This window comes from Carboxydothermus pertinax (assembly GCF_001950255.1).
In the GTDB taxonomy this organism is placed as follows: domain Bacteria; phylum Bacillota; class Z-2901; order Carboxydothermales; family Carboxydothermaceae; genus Carboxydothermus; species Carboxydothermus pertinax.
On sequence record NZ_BDJK01000011.1, the window covers coordinates 1 to 20,131 of the forward strand.

Genomic DNA, 20,131 nt, shown 5'->3' on the forward strand with positions numbered 1-20,131 from the left:
ATCTTAATTACCTCTTCGATATCTCTTCCTTGCCCTGGGATTATTTGCCCCGAAATTTAAAGCTTTTGAACGAAACTATGGCCTATTACCACAGAACCTTTTATCTTATTCCAGGTATAGCAAATAATGCTTCCCGGGATTAAAGGGTATTTCCAGAAGCTTTTCTAATAAAGCAAATCCGTATTTAGCAAGATAGTAAAAAACGTTATACACCCGCTCCTGCCATTCGTTTTCGGGTAAAAAATTAGTTTTTATATACCGCAATTTTTCAATGTATTTACTGTTCTTTTCTCGATGGTATTTTTGGGCCCGCTCCTCCAGGTACTTCACCTGGGCCATAACCCTTCCTAAGTTTTCTCCGGTAAGCTTTTGAAAATCAGCCCCCAGTGGGGCAAGTTTTTCCTGCAAGGTCTTATAAGCCGAATTGATACTTTCTTTTAAGGCTTTAAAGGTATCTTCAATTCCAAGGTTATCCAATCGCTCCAATACCCGGTGAAATACTCCGTCGTAATCTTGATAAATTTCCTGCGGTAAAAGGGCAAATTCTTTTAAAGCTTTCTCCACCCGCGGCTCAATTAAAGTTGCCGTAAACCGGGGAAGGATTACCGGCATCTGAGTATCCATTAGTTCATACACTTCTTTTAACATTCCGTAGTAACCGATTTCACCGGGACCAGCCACGTATGCTAAAACCGGAAAAATTAGAGACTGAATTGAAGTCCTGACCACCAGGTTCGGACTTAACTTTTCCGGGTTTGTTTCCATAAACTCCAAAAACTCTTCCCGGGTAAAGCTTACTTCCCCGTCCCGGCCTATAACCCTTTCCCCCGCCATTTCCAAAGCAATTCTTTCATCGTTTTTAAAGATAAACATGTTGCAGTGGTTAGGACAGGGGTCAAGCTGCGGCTCAATCCCAAGACTTTGCTGCTCGGTATGTACTTTAAATAAAGCTTTTTCAATAGCGTCCCTCTTTAAAAAAGCATTTTTAAGATAGTCTTTGGTAACCCTTTTAAATTCCGGATTTAGGCCATCATAAACTAAAAGGCCGTATTTACCAAAAAGCTTTAACATTAAGCGGGCAAAGGCCTGGCCTAAATTGGCCGAATGATAGGCTTTTTTAATTTCCGTAAAAACTTCTTCTTTGTAATCAAAATTGGGTAATAGGCTCTCGAACTTTTCAATGGCTTCAACAGTTTCAGGTTCTGCTGGCCTAAGTCCAGCAGGGATTTTTCGCAGGTCGGTAAATTCAATTTTTATTTCCTGCGGCCCCTCCTTTCCAGGGAAGTAAAGAAAATTTACCTCCTCCACATCGTGGTCTTCACTGCCAATCCAAAAGAGGGGCACAACTTCGTAATTTAGCAATTCGCTTAGTCGTTTTGCTTCACTAATTGCATGAACTGCTTTATATATGGTATACAAGGGTCCCGTTAAAAAGCCCGGCTGCTGCCCGGTTAAGACAATAAATGCTCCCTTTTTGATTTTGTCGAGATTTTCCACAACCTTTTGGTCAAGTGCAAAATCTTTTAGGTAAGAGCTTAATAAATTATAGAGAGCTTTCGGATTACTCTTATCTTTTAAATAATCTGCCCTATCATAAAAGCTTCGGGTATTCCAGGGGTTGTAATGGTAAAACTTGGCTACTCTGTCGTACCCGGTTAAATAATACCTGACCAGATTTTTTTCGTAACCTAAATTTATTTCCTCGTACCGCATTGCCTGCTCCTCTGTTTTTCTTTTATCTTACCATAGTTTTCTTTAAAAGTTAATTGTCGCCCTCCGGCCAGCCACATACTCCAAAAAGTTACTTAAGATTGGCGCCATTTTGGAAAACTCAATTAAAAAAGCATCGTGGCCGTGAGGAGAGGAAAGTTCCCAGTAATAAGCCTCTTTTTTGGCTTCCTTCAATGCTTCTACAATTTCCTTTTGCTGATAGGTTGGGTAAAGAAAATCGGTGTCAATGCCAATAGCTAAAAAGGGCGTTTTCAGTTCCTTTAAAATTTCCCGGTAGCGACCCCTTCCGCGGCTTATGTCATGCAAATCCATAGCCTTTAAGAGATACAAATAAGTATTGGCATCAAACCGCTTTACTAATTTATCCCCTTGATAGTAAAGGTAATTTTCAATTTCAAAGCGGGAAGTATGACTGAAAAGCTCCTGGTCCGTTTCATAAGTGTGGGTTCGCCCAAAACGGTACTGCCAGGAAATATCGCTTTTGTAGGTGATGATGCCAATCATCCTAGCCAAAGCCAATCCTCTTTTTGGGCCCTCAAACCCGTAATAATTTCCACCCCGCCACTCGGGGTCGGTCATGATGGCTTCCCGGCCAACCGCATTAAAAGCTATACCAAAGGGGGAAAGCCTGGCGCTGGTAGCAATGGCCACCACGCTTTTTAACATCTCGGGATACATGTAAGCCCACTCTAAGGCCTGCATGCCCCCCATGGAGCCGCCCACCGCCGCCAGGATTTTCGTAATCCCTAAGTGACGCACCAGCATGTACTGAAGATTAACCATGTCTCTAATGGTGATAATGGGAAAGCTCATGCCCCAGGGCCTCCCGGTAGCGGGGTTAATCGAAGAAGGCCCGGTAGTCCCGTAGCATCCTCCTAAAACGTTGGAACAAACAATAAAGTATCTATTGGTGTCAAAAAGCCTTCCCGGTCCCACCATGGGGTCCCACCAGCCGGCCACTTTGTCTTCCGGCCGGTGTTTTCCCGCTACATGGGCATCTCCTGTTAGGGCATGTAAAATCAAAATCGCGTTATCTCCCCGCTCGTTCAGTTCGCCGTAAGTCTCATAGGCTACCGTTACCGGAGCAATTTTTTCGCCGCATTCTAAAGTTATTTCCGGAAAAGTAACCTTCTTGGTTTCCACAATACCAACCGAGCCGTTCATTTTTCCTCCTACACCTGTGCTAAAGCATTATCTAAATCCTGGATTAAAATCATCCACGTCTTCAATGCCAATGGACAAACGAATTAAATCTTCTGTTACTCCGGCCTTTAAAAGTTCTTCACTGTTTAACTGGCTGTGGGTAGTAGATGCCGGATGAATGATTAAAGACTTAGCATCCCCCACATTGGCGAGATGGGAGAAAATTTTTACCCCTTCTATTACTTTTTTCCCGGCTTCGCGTCCACCTTTTACTCCAAAAGTAAGCATTGCTCCAAATCCGTTTTTAAAGTATTTCTGGGCCCGGTTATAGTGAGGGTGGTCGCTAAGGCCCGGGTAATTGACAAAGGTAACTTTCGGGTGCCCTTTTAAGTACTCAGCAATTTTAAGGGCATTTTCCGAATGTTTCTTCATTCTGAGTTCCAAAGTTTCTACTCCAAGTAGTATCAAAAACGCATTAAAAGGAGAAAGGGATGCGCCAATATCCCGCAAAAACTGGGTGCGGGCCCTGGCAATGTACGCCGCGGCCCCAAACTTTTCGGTATAAATCATGCCGTGATAGGCGGGATCAGGAGTGGTAAACTGGGTAAAACCCCCTGCTTCCCAGTCAAAATTTCCGCCATCGACAATGATTCCGCCAATCGCCACCCCGTGGCCCCCGATAAATTTGGTAAGGGAGTGAATAACTATGTTAGCCCCATGTTCAAGAGGCCGAAAGAGGTAAGGGGTAGCAAAGGTATTGTCTACCACCAGCGGTATTTTATAGCTCTGGGCAAGCTCGGATAGAGCTTCAAAGTCAGGAATGGTAAGTCCGGGATTGCCGATGGTTTCCACATAAAGGGCCCGGGTTTTAGGGGTGATTAATTTTTCAAAGGATTCCACTTCAACAGTTTCGGTAAACTTGACATTTATGCCAAAGGATTTAAAAGTATTGGCTAACAGGGTATAAGTTCCACCGTAAAGATTGGAAGAAGCAACAATTTCATCCCCGGCAGAAGCAAGATTCAAAAGGGCAAAGGTGATGGCCGCCTGACCGGAAGCAACCGCTAAAGCTCCAATACCTCCTTCGAGAGCCGCAATGCGGTTTTCCAAAACTTCGGTGGTCGGGTTGTCAATGCGGGTATAAATGTAACCGCCACCTTCCAAATTAAATAATGCTGCAGCATGCTCGGTGCTTTCAAATACGTAAGAGGTAGTTTGATAGATGGGAACCGCCCGAGCTCTGGTTTCCCTGTCCGGTTTTTGTCCGGCGTGAAGCGCTTTTGTCGCAAATTTCACTACAATCTCTCCTTTCTTTCCGCCTACTTTAGGGACGGGTCTGATATTTGCGTCTAAACGCCTAAAAAAAGAACCTCCCTGATTTTGGTGTTTAAATAAAAAAACCTCTTCCGACAAGAAGAGGCTTTGGTTTCCTCCTCTTATCTCTCAGGATTATCCTCCTGCAGGATTTGGCACCTTTGCCAAAAAGGCCGGTTGCCGGGCTTCATAGGGCCAGTCCCTCCGCCGCTCTCGATAAGAGTGTTTCGTTATTCGCTATTTACTTGAAATTAATTCTATAAAGGATAAAACTATTTGTCAATTACTTAGCTCAAATTTTTTGTAGATAGGCCAGAGAATAGCTCTCGATATTGTGACCTTTTTGTAAAGGTCAGTTATCCTACCTCCGTTTCCAGAACCCTTTGCATTCGAGTAACAATCTCCGGATAACTATCCAAAAGTATTTTAACACACTCTCGGTCAATTCTGTTGGCCAGAACCTCGTTAAATAAAATCTCTTTAACCTCCCGGTATTTTAACCCCTTCCGGTAGGGGCGGTCTTCAGTTAGAGCTACAAACATGTCAACTACACCTAAAAGCCGTTCTTGTAGAGAAATTTCTTCACCTTTTTTCTTAAAGGGATAACCACTACCGTCAAGTTTCTCGTGATGAAAAGCAGCGGTGCGGACAATCTCCTCAGGAAAACGTCTATTAACCAGTAATAGGTATAAAAAGTATGCTGTTTTATTACGCTAAACTCTTCCCGACTAAGTGCCGCAGGTTTTTCCAATATTTCTTCGGGCACCGTAAGTTTTCCCAAGTCATGTAAAAGTCCAGCTACTTCTAAAGCTTTTCTCTCTTCCAAGTTAAAGCCAAAAATTTCTCCGGCAAACTTTGCCACTTCCGCTATAAGCTGCGAATGGTAAAATGTAAAGTGAGATTTATGGTCGATGATTTTAGCAAAAAGTTGCGCAATACTTATCACTTCATCAATTTCTAACCACCTGTGCTGGCCTGGATGTATATTTAAGGATTGATTTAGAATATCCCCATCCCCTAAAGTAAGCCAAAAGTCCTCAGTTTCTGCAACCACTAAAAACACATCTACTATCTCTGGGTCGAAAAGAATATTCTTACCAGAAACTATTTTTTCCACTACCTTATCTTTCACCAGTAAGGGATGCATGTTATCCTGAAAGAAAAACGCTACCCGATCAGCAAGATAAATTATCCGGCTAAACAGCGGAATTTCCTTACCAGCAAGCCCGGTTTTATTTTTCCCTTTAAAATGATCGTGATGGCTTAAAATAACGGGAGCATATTGATCAAAATACGTGTTTTTAAGAAAGTTATAACCCCGCAGGCAATGTTCAAACTCTTCTTCCCCAATTAAATTAATAAGATGATCGTCCTTGCCCCAAGGCAAAACTCCAATATCATGAATCATTCCTAAATATATAAGATCGTTTTTTTCAAACTCTGTAAGTCCCAATTCATCACCAAGTAGGTAGGAAACATAGGCAACTTTCCAATGATGTTTGTTAAGGCCTAATTCGTTAGCATCAAAAGCTGAGAACATATTTTTTATTAAGTTAAAAAAGTTAAAAAAGTTAACCTTGATGGTCAAAACTAATACTCCTTTCAATAAAATTAAATAGTTTTACCTTGGACCTCATCCTGGCATTACTTTTGTGCGTTATCAGAAATCAAGAAATATTGGTTCCCTTTTTGAACCAAATGAACAGCCTCGTCTGGAGGCAATGGTTTGCTGAAATAAAAACCTTGAACTTTATCGCAACCGCTCTCTACTAGACACTCAAGCTGCTCTCTTGTTTCTACCCCTTCAGCAGTTACAGGTAGTTTCAGCCTGTGTCCCAACAAAATAATCGCATCAATAATAGCCTTATTTACATCTATCTTTATCCCATTCACAAACGACCTGTCAATTTTTAAACCATCAACTGTAAATTTTTGCATGTATCTAAAAGAACTGTTTTCCGTTCCGAAATCATCTATTATTATTTTAACCCCAGCTTCTTTTAAATGATAAAGGTTTTTAACCACCGTATCTACTGCTTCTATAAGGACGGTTTCAGTAATCTCCAGTTCCAGGTATCTCGGTTCAAGTTCAATTTCTTTTAGGATATCACACACAACCTTCGCGAAATTAGGCTGCTGCAACTGATGCACCGAAACATTTACCGAAACACTGAAACCCGAATACCCCATATCGAGCCATTCTTTCATTTGTTTACAAGCCGTCTTTAACACCCACTCACCTATAAATATTATCTGTCGCGTCTCTTCAGCAATAGGAATAAAGTGAAAAGGGCTTATCATTCCTTTTTTAGGATGCTGCCACCTCAAAAGTGCCTCCATACTCGCTATTTTACCTGTCTTTAGGTCAATAAGGGGCTGATAATATAAAATGAACTGATTTTTTTCCAAAGCCAACCTTAAATCTCTTTTAACTGTATTAGCAAATTCTACCTCACTCCTCATTGCATTGTCAAAATATTGGAAACGATTTTTCCCTTTTCTTTTTGCCGTGTACATAGCTATATCCGCATTCTTAAGTATAGCTCTTTCACTTTTTCCATGATCGGGATAGATGGCAATACCTATACTAATAGTGACAGGCAATTCATGATTATTGAGCTTTATTGGTTGGTCAAATAGTTCCAATATTCTTTTTGCAACCTTATCCGTATCCTCAATACTATTTACGTCAGGCAGTAAAATGATAAATTCATCACCGCCTACTCTGGATATTGTATCTGTTTCCCGCACACACTTTGTTAATTTCCTGGCAATCTTCTTCAATAGCCTGTCTCCCGTATGATGACCCAAAGAGTCGTTGATGATTTTGAAATTATCAAGATCAACAAAAAACACTGCAAGTTTCTTCCCATTCCTTCTGGCATCTACCATGGCAACCTTGAGCCTCTCCATAAAAACATCTCGACGCGGTAGGTTAGTTAGAGGGTCATGGAATGCCATGTATTCTAATTTGCTCTCCATTTGCTTTCTTCGAGTAATATCCGTGTGCGATCCTGCCATTCTTATGGCTTTACCCTCTTCATCCCATAAGGCCTTCCCTCTGCTTAAAATCCATATATATTTCCCGTCCTTTGTTTTGATTCTGTATTCACATAAGTAAAATGGTGTCTTTTTTTCTAGATGACTACGTAAATTATTGATTACTGTTTTAACATCTCTGGGATGGATAAATTTAATCCATGTTTCACAGTAGTTATTTATTACTTCTTTATCAAAACCAATAAGATCCCTCCACCTCTCGGATATGTATGCCGTATCCGTTGTCAAATCCCAGTCCCATAGCCCGTCGCTTGCTCCTTCAACTACCAGTCTGTAGCGTTCTTCACTTTTTTTCAATTCATCCTGCTGCCTTTGTATTTCAATTAAGTTCTGTCTCACTTCTTCTTCTTGAGCCATAAGTTCTTCATTCATTGCCGACAGCTCTTCTTGCTGAGCAATTAATTCCTCGTTTAAAGCAAGAAGGTTTTTATTTGCTTCTTCAAATCTTTTTTCGGCTTTCTTTAATTCTGTAATGTCTATTCCAGTGGAAACAATGTACTTATGCCCTTCCTCATCACTAAGAATACTATTATGCCACATAATATAAATTTCTCTGCCATTCTTTAAAACCATCGGTTTTTCGTCTATGTAACGAAAGCTTTTCTTTCCAGTATAATCCAATTGTTTTTTTATATATCTAATTAAATTTTCGGGAATGATTAAACTTACATCTACCTGCTCTAATTGTTCCTCTACTGCTATACCAAATAAATTCTGAGTATATCTATTAAACCAGATTACTTTACTTTCCAGCGTCCAAACAACTATTAACAACTGCTCGTTTTCCAGAATTTTACTTAAAAATTCTTCTGTCTGCTTAAGATAGGCAATTGATTTCTGGGATTCTTCCATAAAATTTCCCTTTTTTCTGGAATGAAAATTCCTGTCATTCATTATTAGTTTTCCTTCCTCCTCTGTATTTTAAATAATATTGTCAGCATCCTAAATTTTGTTCAGTCTCTGTTAGGCTACACGAATTTTTTATGGTTTCGGATATTTTACGCAAAGTTTCTAACGGCTTTGCCCAGTCTGGCCGCCTTAATTGAGACTTTTTTGACCAATCAATTACTCCTGGCTTTCTTTCCTAAAAATCAAAAAATGCCATCAACCCTTGAATTTACATCTTTTCACCTCAAAACATAAAATTTAACGAATCTGCTCGGAAAAAATTGCCTTACGGTAGGGTCGAACTTCAAGGAGGGCTGCTAAGATATCTGCTACCTGAATAATCCTACTTTGGTGATTCAAGCTCTTTTGAGGTCAGGTGGAAAAGGATAACCGCTCCCGTTGAACACTTATGGTAAACCCAGCCTAGGCGACAATTTTTTACCATTAACTTGAGATAAGGTTTTACATGTATAAAAAGAATGACTTCATTGTAAGAATTATTTCTTACAAAATTCTTACTCTCTAAAAATCTCCCTGAATGGAATCAACAGGTACCAAAAATTAACTGTACATAGACGAAATTTGTTTATTTTAATTGTACTCAGTGTCCAATATTTTTCAACCACTTTACTATATTTTTGGGTCTTAAATTTTAAGATTTTAAAACCTTTAGATAAATTAGTGTTTTTTATTTTCTTTTTTAATTTTAAATGAATTTAAAAATAAATTGGACATTATGTCCATTTATTGCCAAAGAGAAGCACTTAAGTTAAAATATTTAAAAAATAAAATTTTTAAATTTATAATATTTTTACATTAAATAAAAATTTAATGAAAAGAGATGCCGGGTTGATGATTATGAGCGGTATAAACAAGATAAAAAAACTTCGGGAAGAAAGGAAAATGAGCAGGAAAGAACTAGCAGATAAGCTTCAGATTTCCTACTGGGCCTTATGTAAATATGAAAATAACGAACGCACCCCTGATATTAACCTTTTACAGAAAATTGCTCAAGAATTTGGAGTAAGTATTGAATACCTTGCAGGACTTTCTGATGAAAACTATCCCCATTCAACCTCCCCAGTAATCCAAAAAATCCTTCAGCTTCCACCTGAAGCTCTAAACGAAATTAATCTCTTTGTTGATTTTTTGCATTATAAGTATCGAGTAAAAATTTAAATTTTAGGCTACACCGCTGCCAAGTAACAAAAGAAAAGCACTGCGTTAAATCACAGTGCTTTTCTCTTTATTTTAGCCAGTTTACCTCCCTTTGACATACCTGCCGTATTTGTAAAACCCCCCGGGAGAGCTGGAACGAACCTGGCGTCCCTTATAATTATGTGCTATAACCAAGCTCAAATTTTTTGTGTATACTATTTACGGCTCTTTCTACTGCATCTTCATCAATAATGCAGGAAACTTTTATTTCAGAAGTACTGATCATATGAATATTGATATTTTCTTCATAAAGGGCTTCAAACATTTTCGCTGCAACTCCTGGGTAACTCACCATTCCCGCTCCAACTATGGACACTTTAGCGACTTTTTCATCATAAGTATAACCTTTCGCCGAAAGCTTTTTTACCAGCTCCTCCAAAATTTCTAAAGTTTTCGCTAAGTCATTTTTACCTATTGTAAAGGATATATCATTTTGTCCAGGATCACTGCCAGCACTTTGGATAATCATATCAACATTGATATTATGGGCAGCTAATTCGGAAAACAAGCGATAAGCTACCCCGGGCTGGTCGGGAACACCAAACACTCCCACTTTCACGGCATTTTTATCATGAGCAACTCCCGTCACTACTCCTTTTTTCTCCAAATCTTTTTCCTCCTTTAACACCGTTCCGTCATTGTAATTAAAACTTGAGCGCACATGAACCTCAACTTTATAATTTCTGGCAAAATCTACTGAACGGGGCTGCAATACCACCGCCCCCAGACTTGCTAGCTCTAACATTTCTTCGTAAGATATTTCTTTAATTTTCCTGGCATCGGGTACTATCCGGGGATCGGCGGTATAAACCCCATCCACGTCGGTATAAATTTCGCAAATGTCCGCTTTTAAAGCCGCAGCAAGAGCAACTGCAGTGGTATCACTTCCTCCCCGACCGAGAGTAGTAATATCGCCCTTTTGATTGACTCCTTGAAAGCCAGCCACTACCGCAACCTTACCGGAATTCAAAGCATCGGTAATTCTTTCTGGCTTAATTTTGGTAATTCGCGCCTTGGTATGAAGTTCATCAGTATAAATACCAGCCTGCAATCCGGTAAAGGATTGGGCGGGCACCCCCAGTTCGTTTAAAGCCATTGCTAAAAGAGCAATGGAAACCTGTTCTCCCGTAGATAAGAGCATATCGATTTCCCGGGCCGGAGGGTTCGGGCTAATTTCCTCCATCAGCTCTAAAAGTTCGTCGGTAGTATCACCCATAGCAGACACCACCACCGCTACCCGATGCCCTACCCGATAATATTCGGCCACCCTTCCGGCAACATTTTTTATCCTTTGGGGATTAGCCACGGAACTACCACCATATTTTTGAACTACTAACAATCTCCTTCCCCCTTGTGCATTATTAAATCAATAGCCCCCCGATTTTCCGGTCGGGTATAGATAATTTCAGCTTCCACATTAAAATTTAAAAAAGCTTCTCTAATCGCTCTGCCTACGGCTTCGCTCTCTCGGGCAAAGGCAATTACCGTAGGCCCGCTTCCGCTTAAAGCCACTCCGTAAGCGCCAGCCTTCTTTGCTTCCTCCATCACCTGATAAAAACCGGGAATCAATTGACTGCGGTAGGGTTGATGGAGGTAATCTTCCATCCCTATTTGCAAGTATTCATATTTTTTTAAGCAAAAAGCAGCAATTAAAAAGGAAACCCGATTAACATTGAGCACCGCCTGGGAAAAGGGAATCTCCACCGGCAGTATCTGCCGGGAATCAACAGTTTTCAACTGAAACTTTGGTATAGCAACCACAACCTCTACCTCGGGAACGGGAAGTTTAAGATATTTTACTTTATCCCGGTCAAAACCAGATACCACTACCCCGCCAAGGAGAGCTGGAGCTACATTATCGGGATGGCCTTCTAACTCCGTTGCCAGCCGTAAAAGCTCATCGGTCGGCAGCGGATTTCCCAAGTAAGCATTAGCTGCAACCAGGCCACCCACAATAGCGGCGGCACTGCTTCCCAGTCCCCGGGCAAAAGGTACCCGGTTTTTAAGGCTTAACTTTAAATTTCGGGGTATTTTCCCTAAACTCTCAAATACTTTAGTTACAGCAATGTAGACAAGATTATTTCTATCCTTAGGAATTATTTCTGAACCATCGCCCCAAACATCGATTTCCAACTCTTTGGGTGATGGTTTAAGGCATACTTCATTGTAAAAAGAAAGAGCCATCCCCACCGCATCAAAACCAGGACCTAAGTTAGCTGAAGTTGCTGGAATGAGTACGCGAACCATAATCACACCTTATAAGATAATTTTTAAAACTTCGTTATAATCCGGCTCTACCACTACCGGCTGGTTGGCATTTTGTTTTAAAGCATTATCGGGATCCTTTAACCCGTGACCGGTTAAAACCAAGACCACCACATCGTCCTGGTTAAACTCGTGCTTCCTGCGGTATTTTAACAATCCCGCCACACTGGCGGCCGAGGCTGGCTCGGCCATAATTCCTTCTTTTTGGGCAAGGAGCCGGTAAGCTTCTATTATTTCTTCATCGGTTACATAAGAAATTTTTCCTCCCGATTCATTGGCCGCCGCCACCGCTCCCTGCCAGCTGGCCGGGTTTCCAATTCTAATGGCTGTGGCAATAGTTTCGGGATTGGAAATAGGCTCTCCCTTAACGATCGCCGCCGCCCCTTGGGCTTCAAAACCCATCATCTTAGGAAGTTTTTTAGTTTTCCCCAGTTCATAATACTGTTTAAAACCCTGCCAGTAGGCAGTAATGTTGCCGGCATTGCCTACCGGTATAAATAAATAATCAGGAGCATCCCCCAAAGCATCGGCTACTTCAAAGGACGCTGTTTTTTGGCCTTCAATGCGATAGGGGTTTATTGAGTTTACAATGGCAATTGGGTAATTTTGCCCAATTGCTCGGACAAGGTTTAAAGCTTCGTCAAAATTCCCCTTTATGGCAACAACCTTAGCCCCGTAAAAAAGAGCCTGAGCCAATTTTCCAAGGGCTATATTACCTTCAGGAATTAAAACCACGCATTTTAAACCAGCCTTGGCTGCATACGCTGCTGCCGCCGCTGACGTATTGCCGGTAGAAGCGCAAATTACCGCCCGGGCCCCTTCTTCTATAGCTTTAGCCACCGCTACAACCATACCCCGGTCTTTAAAGGATCCGGTTGGATTTGCCCCCTCAAATTTAAGATAAACCCTGGCCCCTACCCTTTCGGAAAGATAACTTGCATAAATTAGAGGTGTATTGCCTTCATTTAAAGTTAATAGAGGAGTTTTTTCGGTAACAGGCAAATACTCCCGGTAAGCTTTAATTACTCCTTCCCAGCGCATTTAAAAATCCCCCTCGGCTCTAATGACATTTGAAATTTCCCGAACCGTAGACATTCCTTTTAACACCGAAACCGCATCCCGGATGTACCGTTCTTTTACCCGGTGGGTCAAAACAACAAGCTCTGCTAAATCTTCAAGCGAACGTTTTTGAATAACCGAAGCAATGCTGACACTTTGATTACCAAAAACCTGAGCTACTGAAGCCAAGACTCCAGGTTTATCTTCAACCACAAGTCTAATAAAATACTTTGAGCTAATTTCACCAATTGGTTTCACCGGCTTTTCCAAGTAACAGGTGCAGCCAATCCGGCCGGTATCGTGGTGACTAATATTTTTTACCGCTTCAATTATATCTCCTACCACCGCACTGGCTGTTGGCAATTCTCCAGCCCCCCGACCGTAAAACATCAAAGGTCCCACCGCATCCCCTTCCACAAAAATAGCATTAAAAACATCATTAACCGCTGCTAGAGGATGGCTTTCTGGGATTATAGTAGGATGCACCCGAACTTCAATCCCTTCCTCATCTTCCTTGGCAATCCCTAAAAGCTTTATTACTCCGCCTAACTCCCGAGCGTACTGGATATCAATAGGAGTAATCCGGGTAATCCCTTCGGCGTAAACATCACCAAAAGTCACCCGAGAATTAAAGGCAATAGACGCTAAAATCGCAAGTTTTCGTGCCGCATCGAGTCCTTCGACATCGGAGGTAGGGTCGGCTTCGGCATAACCCTTTTCCTGGGCTTCCTTTAATACCTCCTCATAGGGGGTACCAAATAAAGACATCTTGGTCAGCATGTAATTAGTAGTGCCATTAATAATACCAATAACTTCTTTAAAACTATTGCCTGCAAGGCTTTCTTTTAAGGTTCGTATGATGGGAATGCCTCCGGCCACACTGGCCTCAAACAAAAAATCTACACCCTGTTCTTCGTGGGTCGCAAAAAGCTCCCGGCCGCGTTCGGCTACCATGTCTTTATTGGCGGTGATTACACTTTTGCCGTTTTTCATAGCCTGTAAAACGTAGTCTAAGGCTGGATTTATCCCGCCCATGACTTCCACAATAATTTTTATTTCCGGATTATCAATGATCTCTTCAGGGTTTTCGGTAAATAAATCAATAAGCTCCGGATAAGTTTTTTGATATTTTTCTAAATTTCTTACCAATACCCGGCCAATTTCAACTTCTACTCCTAAGGTGTTATAAATTTTTTCCCGGTGGGTTTGTAGGACCTTGTAAACTCCCCGGCCCACCGTACCAAAACCCAGAAGTCCAATTTTGACCGTTGCCATTTCCTCTCCCCCTTGTTTTTTTGTAATTTTAGCTTTGACCTACCAGTTCCACTTTGTTTACCCCATCCATTTGCCCTAATGCCTCTAAAAGCTCGTCAATAGTTACCATCATTTCATCGGTTTCAATACTGAGGGTAACATTAGCTATACCCCCTAAAGGTAAGTTTTGGTTAATCGTTAAAACGTTTCCCTGGTATTGGGCGATAAAATTTAAAACTTTTGATAGTACCCCGGCGCGATGCTCCAAGTTTAAAGATAAGGTAATAATTTTTCCGGAAGCTTTATGGTAAAAAGGAAATACCCCGTCTTTATATTTATAAAAAGCGCTCCGGGAAATCCCCACCTTTTCCACCGCCTCATTAACCGTAAGCTCCGGCTTTTTACTTAGTAACTCCTTGACCTCGGCGGTTTTCCGGATGGCTTCCGGAAGAATTTCCATAGCCACCAGTAAAAATTTGGTTTTTTTCATCTTCCTACCCCTCTATGTCCTTGTAGGGTGGATTTTTATCCGTAATTGGTAGACATTATAACATTGTTTACCTCCCTTGACAAGATGTTTTGGTAAATTTTCGCATAAAAAAACAACCTGCTTTAAATTAAAGCAAGTTGTATCACTTTTCCCGCTCAATATTTGTATCCATGCCCCGTAAGAAACCACGCATTTCAGAAAGCGGACGGCTTGGAATTAAACGTATACTTCCGCTTTCCACGAGGACATGTAAACGCTGTACCTTCTCTATCCCAAGGGTTTTACGGATTTCAGCCGGGAGTACTATTTGGTGCTTACTGGAAACAATTACTTCTGCCATCAAAATTAGCCTCCTTATATCCCCAATTAACCAACCAAAAAACGCACCATTTAGCGAATAATGAAGTAAAAAAGTTCAATGGAGTAAAATTATACCATGTAAAAATTTACATTCTGAAAAGTGCCCACTCCTGTTTAAACAGTAATGATGCTATCCATATCGCTACAATGATGTATACTATCGATGAAACAATAAAGATACCTATGTGTGATATATTGACCATGCCATATAACAGCTCTTTAAACAAGGATATAGTGCCAAATATCGGTATGGCAAAATAATATTGAGGTAATTCATTTGGCATCTTGTACATAATCATATAGGCAGGAATCAGTGCTAAAAACGTGACTGGAGTAAGATACGTTTGTCCTTCCTTAAAGGACCTGGCATACGTGCTTAATGCCAATTCTAATGCTGCAAAAATTAAAGCGGTAAATATCGAAACTACAATCATAATCCCGATAACGCTTCCTGTCATATAAAAACCGCCGTTTAAGCCAAAATACTTTGGATTCATGGTAAAAGCCATTATAAGGCCTATTAAGGATGCAGCAGCGCTTAAAATAGCCATAATTGTTACGGCAAGATATTTTCCCGTCATTATCGAAAGTCTTGTTGGTGATGTAGTAAGCAGGGGCTCTAATGTACCTCTTTCTTTTTCCCCTGCCGCAAGATCAATTGCTGCTCCCATACCCCCGGTAGCTGTCCACAAAGCAAGAAGCATCGGTACTATAAAGGACAAAAACGACCCTGCCATTTTATTTTCTGAGGCAATATTCTCTACTTTAATCGCTATTGGCTCAAGGATGGAGGGGTCAATTCCTTTCGCCTTAAGCCTCTCTCTGACAATTGCATTTGCATATTCTTTTATGAAGTTTTCAATTATTCCTCTTGCCGTTGCTGACTTCAGGTTTGAATCATCACTTTGTATTATAATATTTGAATTTTTACCTTCTCGTAAATCTTTCTCGAAGTTATATGGGATAACAATAATTGCCCTTATGTTGCCTTTTTCAAGGTCAGCTTTGGGGTTTTGTAAACTTTCTGCAATAGATATCCCTGTTGACTTAAGAAAATTTATAAATTGTACATTATTGCCTTCATCTTGCACCGCTACTTTGATCTCCTCTGTTTTTTGCTCTGATATGCTTTGAACGCCACCCATTATAAAATACATCATAACAGGTATAAGCAATGCCGGCAATAAAAGGGTAACAATCCAGGTTCTTTTATCTCTTAAAATGTCCTTCATTTCTTTTTTTAAAACTATGTATACGTGCTTAACTTTCATGTTTTTCACCTACCAATTCCATAAATAATTCCTCAAGGTTGTCCGTGTGATACTTTTCTTTAAGAAATTCAATTGTACCTTCGGCTACAAGTCTACCTTTATGGATAATCCCTATTTTATCACAGAGTTTTTCCACTTCTGCCATACTATGGCTGGAAAAAATAATCGCTTTTCCTTCTTCTCGGCAAAATTTTATAAAGTCATGTACCTCCCTTACTGAACTCACGTCCAGTCCTGAGGTAGGTTCATCAAAAAGCATTATCTTGGGGTTATGAATTATTGATCTTACAATCGCTACTTTTTGTTTCATTCCCTTGGAAAGTTTACCTGCCGGTCTATCGATAAATTCTCTCATGCCGAATTTATCTGCCAGTAAATCTATTCTTGCTTTTATTTCCTCTTTCGTCATGTCCTGAAGCTCTGCAAAATACATTATGTTTTCTCTTGCCGTAAGCCTATCATAGAGTCCACTTTCACCGCCAAACAGTATCCCTATTTTTTTTCTGACCAATTCCGGCTCTTTTATGAGGTCTTTGCCATTTATTTTTGCTGTTCCACTTGTCGGTTTAAGCATGGTGGCAAGCATCCTCAAAGTAGTAGTTTTTCCTGCCCCATTTTCTCCCAGTAGTCCATACACTTCTCCTTCTTTAACCTGAAAACTTAAATTGTCAACTGCTCTTATGTTTTTAAATATTTTTGATAATCCGTAAACTTCGACCAAATTCTAACCCCCGCTTTCAATTTTATTCTCTTCTAAATACCGTACTAACTCCGATAATACCTTTAACCTTCTTCAAACTACCTACTATTTAATTACCTTATCAACATCTCTTCCTTGCCCTGGGATTATTTACTGCTCAATTTAGAAATTATGGCTAATCACCTTTTTTAGTAACTTCGCCGTAGGCTTGGTCTTACATATTTTCGATTTTTCCGTAGATTTTAAACAATAAGTCAACCACCTGCCGCGAATTTTGCAAAACCTCTTTGAGGGAAGCAAACGTCTCTTCATAATTGCCCGCCTGATAGGAAGATATCGCACTAATACCTGCTTCGTGCAACTTCCGGTGAGGCTCTTCTAAGGAGCGATAAAGCGCTTCCACTTCCTTTCCGTACTTTTGGATTTCAGAAAACCCACCGGTATAATACCAGCGGCCCAAAGCACATTCTTTGTGAGAGCTAAGTTTTTCGTCATAATTTTTATTTTCTAAGATATTAACCAGCTTCATCATCCAGTTAACATGGTCGGTAATGCGACAGGTTATAAAATTTAAAATTCCCAAATCAGTAGAGCCAATAATCTGACAGATATTTAAATTTTCAATCTGGGAGTTGCGAGAAAACCTGGTAATATCCTCAATAACCTGGCGAACTTTTTGCACAAAGCTATTTAGGGTTTTCCCCGATTCAGCCATGGTTAACGTTGTACTGGCTTGCTCCTGGGTGGCAGCAGAAATTCTTGTAATCATATCCGCAACGTTTTTAACCATCGAATAAATATCAGTAAATATTCCATTTACCTCCATAACCTTTTCCGAGGTTGTTTTTACTTTTTCACCACTTATATTTGCCTTCCCTACTATATCCTGGATTCCCTCGGTGATTCCGGTTAGAGCTTTCTTAATATCATTAGCAGAATTTTTGGTTTGCTCGGCAAGTTTTCGTACTTCATCGGCAACCACGGCAAAACCACGACCGTTTTCTCCGGCCCGGGCCGCTTCAATAGCAGCATTTAATGCTAAAAGATTTGTTTTATCAGTAATATCTTGAATGATGTCCACGATATTTAGCACTTCTTTGGCTTTTTCATTTAAAACAACAATATTTTGCATGAGTGCCTCAATATTTTCCCGGGTTTGTCCCATTTCTCGAACCATTTCACTAACATTGTCTAAACCTTTATTGACCTTTTCCTCGATTTCACTATAAGTTTCGGCCGTTTGATTAGCCGATATAGCCACATCGTTAACCGCTTCGCTCAACTGTTCTAAAGCCGTTGTTAAATTATTGGCTTCCTCATCGGCTGTTTTAATTTGTTCCAATACTTCAAAAGCAATTACATTTTGACTTGCAGTTAAATATGAAGCTTCAGCAGCTTTGGGAACTATCTTTTTTAAAAGCACATCCTTTTGCTTTTCCTTATTTTCGTTCTGGTTTTGCTTCCGGAAAAACATGCTTCTTCTCCCCCTTCGATGTTTTTACTACAGAGTATTAAGAAAAATCTACTGTAGTTATCTACCCTTTTTTAAGCCCCATACTAACTCCGATAACGCTTCTTCCACCGCTTTTTGTGGGTCCTCAAGAAACCCCTTCGTCATACGAGAACCGATACGGTAGCTACAGGAGCCAGAATTATAAGAAAGGCAAATATTTTAAAAAATGGCAATACCGCCTTTAAGTCTGCCTTTGCAGGCAAAAGTAGGTTTAAAAAGGCAGCCGCCAAATTAATTAAGCTCGAAAACTAACCATAAACAAGATTGCTGTTAAAGCATCAAATCCTCCGCATTGGATAATTATTGAAGCAGGCACCATCAAAAGCACTGACGAGATAACTGCTTTTAATATCGGCAGACCATTTACAGCTAACAGGTAAAGATCCTTAAATACCCGAAAACCAAGTTATTTGAATATTTATGAACCGCCATTGAAACACTTATAAACGGTAAGTAAAGGCTGGATAAAAAGGCAAAAAAATATCTTTATATCTTTAAAGCTTGACCTTATTAAATACCACAAAAATACAACCCGTTCCTTAACTAGGTGATACTAAAAGTATAGCAATATCTCCTTCTCCCAAAATGATACCCGCTTGCTTTAAGGAACCATACACCCCAAAAAGTAACCACCCAAGCAAAAAACGGTTATGCCACCGCAATGTTGTAGGCAAGACCTATAAATTTTAAATGTTCCCGGACCGTAAGCAGAGGATAGATGTCCGGTTTGCATTTTAACCTCCGTAATTTTCTGGCAAAAATCTTAAATTTATATCCAATTTCCGCAGTCACTTTAACTAATTATTATTATTAGTATAGTACATTTTTTGTCAAGAAAAATTTGTAAAAATTTTATATTTTCAACCAAAACAGGTAATTAAAAAGGTGGGTATCGGAGAAGAAGGAATATCCATCCAAGGGAAAAATCTCAAATATCCTATCCGACTCTAATGGCAGATGCAGCCTAACAGAAACGGCTAATTGATAACCGTTAATGGACAGGCCGTTTTTCCACTGCCCGGCCAAAGAAAGTAAACAAAATTTGCAGCCACTTAATTTGAGTAAAATGTGGTCAATTAGCGTGAGCGGTAACATCCTATCACAATTGAGATTGCAACAATCAGCAAAGGAACTATATCTATAAATTTTATAAATTTCTTCTTTACATTCCTCCCCATCTTTTGATCAAGTCCAAATTTTTGTGTAAAAATCCCTCTGGTTAGAATCAGGTGATTAATCACCACCGATTATCCAGTATACCGCCTCCGGCCCTTAAGGGGTCAAGGATACGCTGTCGCCGGACTTTACCCGTCCTTGACCCTAGGGCCTCCGGCGGTTATGAACAGTTGCCGGTGGTGATAAAGTCTATCTTATTGGAATAACCTTTTCTCCTGAATTTTTTGAGGCTTCCTTCTGCCATTCAAAATATTCGGCTATGTCCAAGTATTTTTTACTCGAGGCCCATTTTTCATCTTGTTCCATTAGTAAAGCACCAATCAAGCGGATAGCCGATTCCCGATTAGGAAAGATCCTAATAACCCTTTCGCGCCGGCGGATTTCTTCGTTTAACCGTTCTAAACTATTGGTGGTACGAAGTCTTTTGCGATACCGTTCAGGAAGTTCTAATACAGCTACAGCATCTTCAAAACCAAATTCTAAAATATCCATAGCCTTAGCCGCCTTAGTTCTATACTCATCAAGTACCTGATTTAGTAACATTCTTGCGGTATCTGAATCTGGAGCTTCTAATATAGCTCTTACTTTGGCATGGATTTCTTTTTGTAAAGTTTTTGGGGTTTTATCGAGAATATTGCGCATAAAATGAGTTTGGCACCGCTGCCAGGTTGCTCCCTGGAAGTGCTGGC

The 20,131-nt window shown here is 40.3% G+C and carries 16 protein-coding genes, 1 pseudogene and 1 riboswitch; of the genes and pseudogenes, 1 reads left to right on the forward strand and 16 read right to left on the reverse strand.

The window, feature by feature from the left end; translation table 11 throughout:
- Positions 1–105: 105 nt before the first annotated feature.
- The 6 genes and pseudogenes from bshC to cpu_RS04085 form a co-directional block, all read right to left on the reverse strand.
- Entirely contained in the window at positions 106–1,713 is a 1,608-nt protein-coding gene (gene bshC / locus cpu_RS04065; protein WP_075858767.1) for a bacillithiol biosynthesis cysteine-adding enzyme BshC, read from the reverse strand.
- Between the two features lie 42 nt (positions 1,714–1,755).
- Positions 1,756–2,895, reverse strand: coding sequence for a homoserine O-acetyltransferase MetX (metX, locus tag cpu_RS04070; RefSeq protein ID WP_075858768.1), 1,140 nt, complete (start codon positions 2,893–2,895; stop codon positions 1,756–1,758).
- Positions 2,896–2,903: 8 nt separating this feature from the next.
- Positions 2,904–4,170: pseudogene (locus cpu_RS04075) on the reverse strand (O-acetylhomoserine aminocarboxypropyltransferase/cysteine synthase family protein).
- A 137-nt stretch (positions 4,171–4,307) separates the two neighbouring features.
- A riboswitch (SAM riboswitch) is annotated at positions 4,308–4,411 on the reverse strand.
- A gap of 133 nt (positions 4,412–4,544) precedes the next feature.
- On the reverse strand, positions 4,545–4,841 hold the full coding sequence (locus tag cpu_RS13910; RefSeq protein WP_234970187.1) for an HD-GYP domain-containing protein: 297 nt from the start codon (positions 4,839–4,841) through the stop codon (positions 4,545–4,547).
- The gene (locus cpu_RS04080) at positions 4,742–5,776 is read right to left on the reverse strand and encodes an HD-GYP domain-containing protein (RefSeq protein ID WP_234970181.1); all 1,035 of its coding nucleotides are present in this window, start codon (positions 5,774–5,776) and stop codon (positions 4,742–4,744) included. The genes cpu_RS13910 and cpu_RS04080 overlap by 100 nt, the downstream gene beginning before the upstream one ends.
- A 56-nt stretch (positions 5,777–5,832) precedes the next feature.
- The gene (locus tag cpu_RS04085) at positions 5,833–8,142 is read right to left on the reverse strand and encodes an EAL domain-containing protein (protein ID WP_075858769.1); all 2,310 of its coding nucleotides are present in this window, start codon (positions 8,140–8,142) and stop codon (positions 5,833–5,835) included.
- 852 nt (positions 8,143–8,994) lie between these two features.
- On the opposite strand from cpu_RS04085, the gene cpu_RS04090 reads away from it, so the two are divergent.
- On the forward strand, positions 8,995–9,315 hold the full coding sequence (locus cpu_RS04090; RefSeq protein ID WP_159433967.1) for an XRE family transcriptional regulator: 321 nt from the start codon (positions 8,995–8,997) through the stop codon (positions 9,313–9,315).
- Between the two features lie 157 nt (positions 9,316–9,472).
- Here cpu_RS04090 and cpu_RS04095 read toward each other — a convergent pair whose 3' ends face one another.
- The 10 genes from cpu_RS04095 to cpu_RS13915 all read right to left on the reverse strand — a co-directional run.
- Positions 9,473–10,693: an aspartate kinase gene (locus cpu_RS04095; RefSeq protein ID WP_075858771.1), complete on the reverse strand. Its 1,221-nt coding sequence runs from the start codon at positions 10,691–10,693 to the stop codon at positions 9,473–9,475.
- On the reverse strand, positions 10,687–11,601 hold the full coding sequence (gene thrB, locus cpu_RS04100) for a homoserine kinase (protein ID WP_075858772.1): 915 nt from the start codon (positions 11,599–11,601) through the stop codon (positions 10,687–10,689). Before thrB ends, cpu_RS04095 begins: the two co-directional genes overlap by 7 nt.
- Before the next feature lie 9 nt (positions 11,602–11,610).
- Positions 11,611–12,660 carry a threonine synthase gene (gene thrC, locus cpu_RS04105; protein ID WP_075858773.1) on the reverse strand — a complete coding sequence of 350 codons (1,050 nt, stop codon included), beginning with the start codon at positions 12,658–12,660 and terminating at the stop codon, positions 11,611–11,613.
- The gene (locus cpu_RS04110; RefSeq protein ID WP_075858774.1) at positions 12,661–13,953 is read right to left on the reverse strand and encodes a homoserine dehydrogenase; all 1,293 of its coding nucleotides are present in this window, start codon (positions 13,951–13,953) and stop codon (positions 12,661–12,663) included.
- A gap of 28 nt (positions 13,954–13,981) precedes the next feature.
- A complete protein-coding gene (locus cpu_RS04115) occupies positions 13,982–14,422 on the reverse strand; it encodes an ACT domain-containing protein (RefSeq protein ID WP_075858775.1) in 441 nt (146 codons plus the stop codon).
- 142 nt (positions 14,423–14,564) lie between these two features.
- Positions 14,565–14,762, reverse strand: coding sequence for an AbrB/MazE/SpoVT family DNA-binding domain-containing protein (locus cpu_RS04120; protein ID WP_075858776.1), 198 nt, complete (start codon positions 14,760–14,762; stop codon positions 14,565–14,567).
- Positions 14,763–14,868: 106 nt separating this feature from the next.
- Positions 14,869–16,053, reverse strand: coding sequence for an ABC transporter permease (locus cpu_RS04125; RefSeq protein WP_075858777.1), 1,185 nt, complete (start codon positions 16,051–16,053; stop codon positions 14,869–14,871).
- Entirely contained in the window at positions 16,043–16,774 is a 732-nt protein-coding gene (locus tag cpu_RS04130) for an ABC transporter ATP-binding protein (protein ID WP_075858778.1), read from the reverse strand. The genes cpu_RS04125 and cpu_RS04130 overlap by 11 nt, the downstream gene beginning before the upstream one ends.
- A gap of 193 nt (positions 16,775–16,967) precedes the next feature.
- A complete protein-coding gene (locus cpu_RS04135) occupies positions 16,968–18,227 on the reverse strand; it encodes a methyl-accepting chemotaxis protein (protein ID WP_075858779.1) in 1,260 nt (419 codons plus the stop codon).
- Positions 18,228–19,631: 1,404 nt separating this feature from the next.
- Positions 19,632–20,131: transposase (locus cpu_RS13915; protein WP_234970182.1), on the reverse strand; the 500-nt coding region annotated here is incomplete at its 5' end.